General features: G+C 71.3%; 6 protein-coding genes and 1 pseudogene. 2 read left to right on the top strand and 5 right to left on the bottom strand.

Going from position 1 to position 7,822, the window contains the following annotated elements; genetic code table 11:
* Positions 1-131: 131 nt before the first annotated feature.
* From B7P34_RS21905 to B7P34_RS21895, 3 genes and pseudogenes are all read right to left on the bottom strand, one after another.
* A pseudogene (locus B7P34_RS21905) lies at positions 132-1,313 on the bottom strand (xylulokinase); the annotation flags it as partial.
* Between the two features lie 108 nt (positions 1,314-1,421).
* Positions 1,422-2,420 carry a zinc-dependent alcohol dehydrogenase family protein gene (locus tag B7P34_RS21900; RefSeq protein WP_106678991.1) on the bottom strand — a complete coding sequence of 333 codons (999 nt, stop codon included), beginning with the start codon at positions 2,418-2,420 and terminating at the stop codon, positions 1,422-1,424.
* Between the two features lie 77 nt (positions 2,421-2,497).
* Positions 2,498-3,301: a DeoR/GlpR family DNA-binding transcription regulator gene (locus B7P34_RS21895; protein WP_106678989.1), complete on the bottom strand. Its 804-nt coding sequence runs from the start codon at positions 3,299-3,301 to the stop codon at positions 2,498-2,500.
* 279 nt (positions 3,302-3,580) lie between these two features.
* On the opposite strand from B7P34_RS21895, the gene B7P34_RS39935 reads away from it, so the two are divergent.
* A complete protein-coding gene (locus B7P34_RS39935) occupies positions 3,581-4,165 on the top strand; it encodes an SPASM domain-containing protein (protein ID WP_435693977.1) in 585 nt (194 codons plus the stop codon).
* 1,193 nt (positions 4,166-5,358) lie between these two features.
* Here B7P34_RS39935 and B7P34_RS21885 read toward each other — a convergent pair.
* The gene (locus tag B7P34_RS21885; RefSeq protein ID WP_106678985.1) at positions 5,359-6,288 is read right to left on the bottom strand and encodes a zinc-binding dehydrogenase; all 930 of its coding nucleotides are present in this window, start codon (positions 6,286-6,288) and stop codon (positions 5,359-5,361) included.
* A 98-nt stretch (positions 6,289-6,386) separates the two neighbouring features.
* Between B7P34_RS21885 and B7P34_RS21880 the strand changes: the two genes are divergently transcribed.
* Positions 6,387-7,046, top strand: coding sequence for a TetR/AcrR family transcriptional regulator (locus B7P34_RS21880; protein WP_106678983.1), 660 nt, complete (start codon positions 6,387-6,389; stop codon positions 7,044-7,046).
* Positions 7,047-7,107: 61 nt separating this feature from the next.
* Here B7P34_RS21880 and B7P34_RS21875 read toward each other — a convergent pair whose 3' ends face one another.
* A complete protein-coding gene (locus B7P34_RS21875; RefSeq protein WP_106678981.1) occupies positions 7,108-7,644 on the bottom strand; it encodes a secondary thiamine-phosphate synthase enzyme YjbQ in 537 nt (178 codons plus the stop codon).
* Between the last annotated feature and the right edge of the window lie 178 nt (positions 7,645-7,822).

Raw genomic sequence — 7,822 nt, 5'->3', positions numbered from 1 at the left:
TAGGCGATGGAGATGCGCTGGCCGGTGCGGGACAGGCGGACGGTGATTCGGTCGATGCGCGGCTGGGTGCCGACGTTGGCGGCGATCACCACGTGGCGCTCGGCGTCGGAGTAGTAGTGGAAGCCCTACGGTGCCTTGGCGGCGCCGCCGATCAGCAGCAGGCGTTCCACGGGCACGTTCTGTCCGCGGAGTTCGTCCAGGGCGTCGGCCATGCCGCACAGCATCCCTTCGACGGCGGCGCGGGCGAGGTTGTGCGGATGCATGTTGTGCACCTGCATGCCGAGGAGGCTGCCGGTGGCGTCGGGGAGGTTGGGAGTGCGCTCGCCGCCGAGGTAGGGCAGCAGGACGAGTCCGCCGGCGCCGGGGGCGGCCCGCCGGGCGAGGGCGTCGAGGGCGTCGAGGCCGACGCCGAGCATGCGGGCCGTGGAGCTGAGGACGCGGGCGGCGTTGAGCGTGCAGACCAGGGGCAGGAACTGCCCGGTGGCGTCGGCGAACCCGGCCACCGCGCCGCCGGGGTCGGCGGTGGGGCGCGCGGAGCGGGCGAAGACGGTGCCGCTGGTGCCGAGGGAGATGACCGCCTCGCCGGGCGCGAGTCCGAGGCCGAGAGCGGCGCCCATGTTGTCGCCGGTGCCTGCCGCGACCAGGGTGCCGCCGGGGGTGCGCCCGGCCGCCTCGTGCGGGGCGAGGACGCGCGGGAGCCGGGGCGTGCGGCCGCGGAAGGCGAGCCGTAGCAGGTCCGTACGGTACCGGCCTTCGGCCGGAGACCAGTAGCCGGTGCCGGAGGCGTCGCCGCGGTCCGTGGCGGGGACCGCGTCCGACGCGGGGCCGCCGCACAGCCGCCAGGTCAGCCAGTCGTGGGGCAGCAGAACCGTTGCCGTGTGGTTCGCGGCGTGCGGTTCGTGGTCGGCGAGCCAGCGCAGCTTGGCGGCGGTGAGGGCGGCGACGGGCACGGTGCCGACCGCTTCGGCCCACGCCCGGGCGCCGCCGAGCTCGCGCACGAGATCGGCGGCCTGCGGAGCGGAGCGCGTGTCGTTCCACAGCAGGGCCGGGCGTACGGGTGCGCCGCCGGCGTCGAGTGCGACGAGGCCGTGCTGCTGTCCGGCGACGGCGATGGCACCGACGCCTTCGAGCTTCTCGGCCCCGGCGTCCCGGAGAGCCTGCTGGAGCGCTTGCCACCAGGCCTCGGGGTCGGCCTCGGTGCCCTCGGGATGCGGGGCGCGGCCCCGCCGCAGCACTGTTCCCGTCGCCGCGTCACAGACGACGACCTTGCAGGACTGGGTGGAGGAATCGACTCCGACGACGGTGGCTGCCATGGTGCGCGCCTCTTCTCGCTGACGGGGCTGACGACTGACGTGCTGACGGGCTGACAGCTTTGACGGACCGGCAGTGCCGGCGGGCTGCCCGGTGCCGACGGTGCGGCGTCAGGCCGCCGGACGGATCTGGATCTTGCGGCCGGCGCCCTCGCGGAAGGTGCGCAGGGCCTCCGGGAACGCTTCCAGCCCGAAGCTGTGCGTGATCATGGCGTTGGCGTCGATGACGCCCTTGCCCATGAGTTCCACGGCCCGGCCGAAGCTGTGCACGACGGCCATGGATCCCACGATGGTGATCTCGTCGTTGTAGACGCGGAACGGCGAGACGCGCGCGGTCGCCGTGGAGGGCGCGACGCCGAACTGCTGGAACGTGCCGCCGCGCCGTACGCGGGTGAGCGCGTCCTCGATGGCCGGGATGACGCCCGTGCAGTCGATGACGACCTCCCAGCCCTGCGGGCGGCCGAGGGCGTCGGCGCTCGTGGCGGCCGCGCCGGCCCCCAGCTGCCGGGCGATCTCCAGCCGCCCGGGGTTGAGGTCGACGACGGAGACGGAGGCCGCGCCCGCGTGGGCGGCGAGCTGGAGCATCATCAGGCCCATGGTGCCGGCGCCGTAGATCAGGTAGTGGGCGCCGAGGTCGCGCGGCAGCTTGTCGAAGCCGTGCACCGCGCAGGACAGCGGCTCCACGAGCGTCCCCTGGGTGAGGGAGACGTTCCCGGGCAGCGGGTGGCAGTTGGCGGCGGGCACCTTCACGTATTCGGCCATCGCGCCGTCGACCGTGTCCCCGATCGCGCCCCAGCGCTCGCAGAGGTTGCCGCGGCCGATGGCGCAGTAGTGGCAGGCGCCGCAGAAGAGCGAGGGGTCGACGGCGACCTTGTCGCCCTCGCGCACGCCGCTCACGCCGGGGCCGAGCGCCACGACCTCACCCGTGAACTCGTGCCCCGGGATGATCGGGTAGGGGGTGGGCGCGAACTCGCCGTCGACGATGTGGACGTCGGTGCCGCAGATGCCGACCGCGGCAACCGCGACCACCACCTCGCCGGGGCCGGGGGCCGGGTCGGGAACGGTCTGGACGGAGAACGTTCCCGGGGTCTCGACGACGAGAGCGCGCATGCGCCGGCTTCCTTTCGGGCGGGGGATGAGGGGGAGGGGGCCGGGGGAGCGGGGCCCTATGGGTGGGAAAAGAGGAGTCAGTCGCCGGGGAGCTGTACGCGCTCGACGGTGACGCCGAGGTCCTCGATCGCCCGGACCTCCTCGGCCGGGGCGGCCGTGTCGGTGACCACCAGGTCGTAGCCGCCGGCGTCGCCGTAGCCGTGGGTCGCCGTGCGCCCGAACTTGCTGTGGTCGACGGGCAGCACGCACCGTTCGGCGGCGTCCTGCATGGCCTCCTTGAGGTCGGCCCACTCCCGGACGGGGTGGTAGAGCCGCCCCTGGTGCACCGAGGTGACGGAGGAGAACATCACGTCCGCCCGGATCCGGGCGAGCCGGCGGAGCGTCTCGGTGCCCGCGCAGGACTCGAAGTCGGCGTGGAAGCTGCCGCCGAGCAGATTCACTCCGGTGCCGTCGGCCGCTTCCTTGCCGACGATCGACGCGACGCGCAGCGAGTTGGTGACGATGGTCAGGCGCTCGATACGGGCGAGCCGGCGGGCGAGGGGGAAGAGCGTGCTCCCGCAGTCCATGAGCACGGTCTGACCGGGACGGACCTGTCCCACCACCGCCTCGGCGAGGAGTTCCTTGACCTGGAGCTGCCGGTGCTCGCGGAAGCGGGTGGCGGTCTCCATCGTGAGCCCGGTCAGCGCCACGGCGGTGCCGCGTCGCTTGTGCAGCAGCCGGCGGGACTGGAGGTTGTCCAGGTCCCGGTGGACGGTCATCGCGCTGACGCCGAGCTCGTCGGCCAGCCCGTCGATGCGCGCCTCTCCCTGCTCGATGACGCGCCGCAGCAGCAGCTGTCTGCGCTGCTCGACGTCGGCTTCGGTACCCCGGCTGGCCGCCATGGATCTCTCCTCGCTCCGGCTGTCCTGGACGCACCGGCCTCCGGAACAGGGTGCCCGCAGCGGTGCGGCCACTGCTCAGATCACACACTTTCTGTGAAGTTATGTCAATTCCCTAGACATAGTGCGTTGAGCGGGGGTTGCGTCGGCGAGGATTATCGGGTGGGCTGATAGTGTCCCCTTACGCTCTGTTCTGATCGGAAATCGCGCCATTGTGGTGTGAAGGCCGCGGGCTGATTGCCGGTAATCGAAGCGCGGAACAGCCGCCCCCGGGCTTCACTCATGAGCCGGACGGCGAAACCCTGGAGCCCCTTGTGGGGCGTGGGTTTGGCTGGTCTTCACCCGTACGTTCTCGGCCCGCATGGCGGAGTCTCGGCCCCGTCGGGGAGAATGCCGCATGACTGGCCTGGTGCGGTCTTCCCCGGCCGAGCGCTGACGTTCTTCTCCGCCCACCCACCGGGGGCCGCGATGACTCGGAGAAGCGAGAAGGGGACCCCGCGCTGCATCGCCCCCTTCCTCTCACTGGCCACCTGGGCCGATGGCGAGACGGTCATCTGCTGTGAGGACAAGGGGCCGGCGGCCGGCCGGCTGGGGCATGTCGGCGACGTGTCCGAGCTGGTGAACAGTGAGAAGATGCGGTCCGCCCGCAAGCAGCTCATGCGCGGCGAGGTGCCGGCGGGCTGCCGGGCCTGTCTCGGCGAGGCGGCGCACCAGCCGACCGTGCACGACTACACCAGGAGAGCTTCCGCTGGTTCTCGGAGCCCCTGCACCACGGCGTCTACAAGCCCCGAAGCGAGCCGAGCACGCCCCCCGGATACGTCTGGGAGGAGTGGGACTGGGACGCGCTCCCCTGTAACGCCTCGCTGACGTACTACGCGGAGGACCGGCTCACCAAGATGTTCCACGCCAAGGCGATGGAGTTCATCGTGGGCAACCCGATCCGGCGGGAAGCCGAGGCCCGCCTGCGACCAGGACCTCCGGGAGGCCTTCTGCCGGCGGTGCGTGGCCCGGATCCGCGCCGACTATCCCGAGCTCGTGGGAATGCTGCGGCACATGCCCGGCATCCGGCGGTACCTGTTGTGAGGGAACCGCCGCACCTGTCGTGAGGGAACGGCCGCCCGGGAAGGAGGAACGGTGAAGGCGATCCACGTCGTTTCCACCCGGCCGACCATGAACTTCTACGTCTCGCGGGCCGAGGGATCCCCGTACCGGCAGGAGGACTTCGAGGTCCTCACGACAGTCCTGTCGGCTCTTGAGTGGCGCCGGCACAACGGGGTGATCCGGCTCTACACGGACCCCGGGGGACGGGAGTTCTACGACCGGCTGGGGCTCCTTGACCTGTGGGACGGCGGAGTCGACGCCGGGCTTCTGGAATCGGCGTCCCGGACGATCAACTGCGGCGTCTTCTGGTCCTTCGGAAAGGTCGTGGCCCTTCGGCAGGAGGCGGCGCCGTGCTGTGTCATGGACGTCGACCTCATCGTCTGGGGCGGCATCCGGCAGCTCGTCACCGCGGAAGTGATGAGCCTGCACGAGGAGCCGCTCTGCTTCGCCGCCTACGTCGGTCAGGGCCGCCTCACCCCACCACCCGGCTTCGACTGGAGCGGGCTGGACTGGTCGGTCACCCCCTGCAGCGCCGCGCTGCTCGTCTTCACCGAAGACGCGTTCAAGAACGCGTACGCCGACCGGGCGCTGTCGTTCATGGAGGGCAACCCGGTCCGGTCGGAGCCCGGCGAGGCGCTGCCCGCGCACCCGGTCTTCGCGGAGCAGCGGTTGCTGCCCATGTGCGCGAAGGCGAGCGGCGTGCGTATCGGTTCGTTCCTGCGCGACTACACGGGGGGCCGAGCTGCGGTCCGGGCGGAAGAACACGACCTTCACCCACCTGTGGAATGCGAAGACGCTCCTTCACCACGACCTGGAGAAGAGGAGGGAACTCTGCGCGAGATACGCGCACAGGATACGACGGGACCACCCGGACGTCGCGGAAGTGCTCGCGAGGTCCGAGCTCCTGCGGGAACACTTCCGAAGGGCGGACCGGCAGCCGGAGCCGAACGGGCCGTCTCTCAGGGAATGTCCAGAACCGCCTTGCCGTGCAGGCGGCGGTTGAGCAGGGCGTCCACGGCGTCCGCGGCCTTCTCCCAGCCGCCGCGCCAGGAGATCTGCGGGTCGAGGGCGCCGGAAGCGACCTGGCCCGCGAGCCACGACAGATCCGGGGCGAGCTCCGTGCAGGCGAGCAGGAAGAAGGCGGCGATCGAGCGGTCGTGCCGGCCCTGATCGCCGAAGAGGGCGCCGTACGGAAAGACTTCGGCTTCGTGCGCGGAGTGCCCGACGGCGACGAGGGTCCCGCCTTCGCGCAGCATGCCGTAGGCGTCGACGAGTTGCTGACCACCCACCAGGTCCACCACCCCGTCAACCGGACCCTGGACTTCGAGCGGTCCTGCCACCACTTCGTGCGCCCCCGACCCGCGCAGGCTGTCGCCGTGCCGTGCCGGGGAACCGGTGGAGGCCACGACGTGCGCTCCGCCGCGCCGGGCCAGCTGCACGACGTACCGGCCCGTACCGCCCGTCGCGCCGGTGACGAGCACGCGCCGTCCCAGTATCGGCCCCAGGCGGTGCAGTGCGCGCAGGGCGGTGGCTCCCGCCACCGGGATGGTGCTGAGGGCTCCGGGATCGGCTCCGGCCGGTGCCACGCCCATCCGGTCGGTGTCCACGGCGCGGAGCTCGGCCCACGCGCCGTCGGTGCCGAGCGTGACCACCGGGGTGCCGACCGCCGGACCGGACCCGTCGGCGGCCGCGCGCACCACCACCCCGGCCGCATCCCATCCGAGGACAGCGCCCTCGGGCGCTTCCTGCAGGGCGAACCGGACCTCGCCGTAATTGAGGGAGGTCGCTTGCACCCGGACCAGGGCCTGATGGGGGGCGGGCTCGGGGTCAGGGGCCGTGGCGAGCCGGAGTCCGGCAGGTACGGAGCGGTCGACGAGCAATGCACGCATGGCGGTGAACCCTTCGGTAGATGGCGCAGGTCCACAGTTATGCCACTCAGTGGCATGTGCCCGCAAGTGGCAATTACCCCTCGGGTACGCTGTCCGTCATGGGGAATGCGCTCACGCCGCACGAACACGGCGACCGGCTCCCGCTGCGCGAACGCAAGAAGCGGCGCACGAGGGAAGCCCTGATCGACACCGCTCTGGAGCTGTTCACCGAGCGGGGCTTCAACGGCGTGACCCTCGACGAGCTCTGCGACGAGGTGGAGACGTCCAAGCGCACGTTCTTCCGGCACTTCAGCAGCAAGGAAGACGTGGCCATGGCGCCCACGCAGGATCTGTGGCGGGCCTTCCTCGACGACCTCGAAACCCGCGAGCCCGGCCACGGTCCGGTGCTGGAGATGCTCCGGACGGCGCTGTGCGCCGCGCTGGAGCGCATGACCGATGACGACTGGGCGCATCGCGTACTGCTCAGCCGTCAGCTGGCCGACCGGACTCCGTCGATGGATGCGCACGGCCTGCGGTTCTGCAACGACACCAGCCGTGCCGCGCTCGGCATCCTCCACCGCCGGTTCGACTTCGGCAGCAAGGACGATCCGCGTCCCCGGCTCGCCCTGGACATGCTCGTCGCCGCCTTCCACTGTGCGCTGGACACCTGGGTGTCCTCGCCGGGCTCACCTACGCGCAGTGACCTGGCCGCTCACTTCCGGGAAGCGTGCGCAGCCCTGCCCGGAAGCCTCACCTTGACGGTAAGCCCGCGAGCGTAGGCTGCACGGCGCCACGCACCCGGGCCCGAGCACCCGGCGGACGCCGCGCGCGAGCTGCCGATCAGACGGCCGGAGGCCGTGGGGCGGCGTCGTGGGCGCGCACGAGCAGTTCGCGGGTGCGAGGGCCGTCGAACTCGGCGAGCATCACCGCCTGCCAGCGGCCGAGGTAGAGGGCTCCCGCGGTGATGGGGACGTTGAGTTCGGGGTGGGTGGCGAGCCGGGCGCGGGCGTGGGAGTGGCCGTTGTCCCGTTCGCCGTGGATCCGCCTCTCGGCAGGGGTGCGGTGTTTGTCGTGGGCGTAGTGGTGGGTGCTGCTGTGCGGGGCCAGGCGTTCGAGCAAGGCCTGGACGTCCTGGTGCAGTGCGGCGTCGTTCTCGTTGATGACCAGGCCGCAGGTCGTGTGCGCGCAGTACACCTGCAAGGTCCCTTCGCGCACGCCGGATTCCGCGACCAGGTCGTGCAGGTGGCCGGTGAGGTCGGCGACGCTCTCCGCTTCGTCGATCGTGACGCGCAGCCTGGCTGACAGCGCGATCGAACTGCCCGTCGGCAGCACCTCGCGGTGGATGACGTTGACGTGCGGTTGCGAGACGGTCGTCATGACTCCTCCGGCACTCTCGGCGGACGGTCGAGCGGTACTTCCACGAGCTCCGGTACTTTCACGAGCTCCGGTACTTCCTCAAGCTCCGGTACGTCCACGAGCTCCAGTACTTCCACGAGTTGCGGTACTTCCGCAAGCTACGGTGGCAGCCCGCCCGGCCGGAGAGCAGACCCTGATC

This window comes from Streptosporangium nondiastaticum (assembly GCF_003011965.1).
GTDB classification, from domain to species: domain Bacteria; phylum Actinomycetota; class Actinomycetes; order Streptomycetales; family Streptomycetaceae; genus Streptomyces; species Streptomyces nondiastaticus.
The sequence above is the reverse complement of the archived record's forward strand: the minus strand, read 5'-3'. Positions and strand labels throughout refer to the sequence as shown.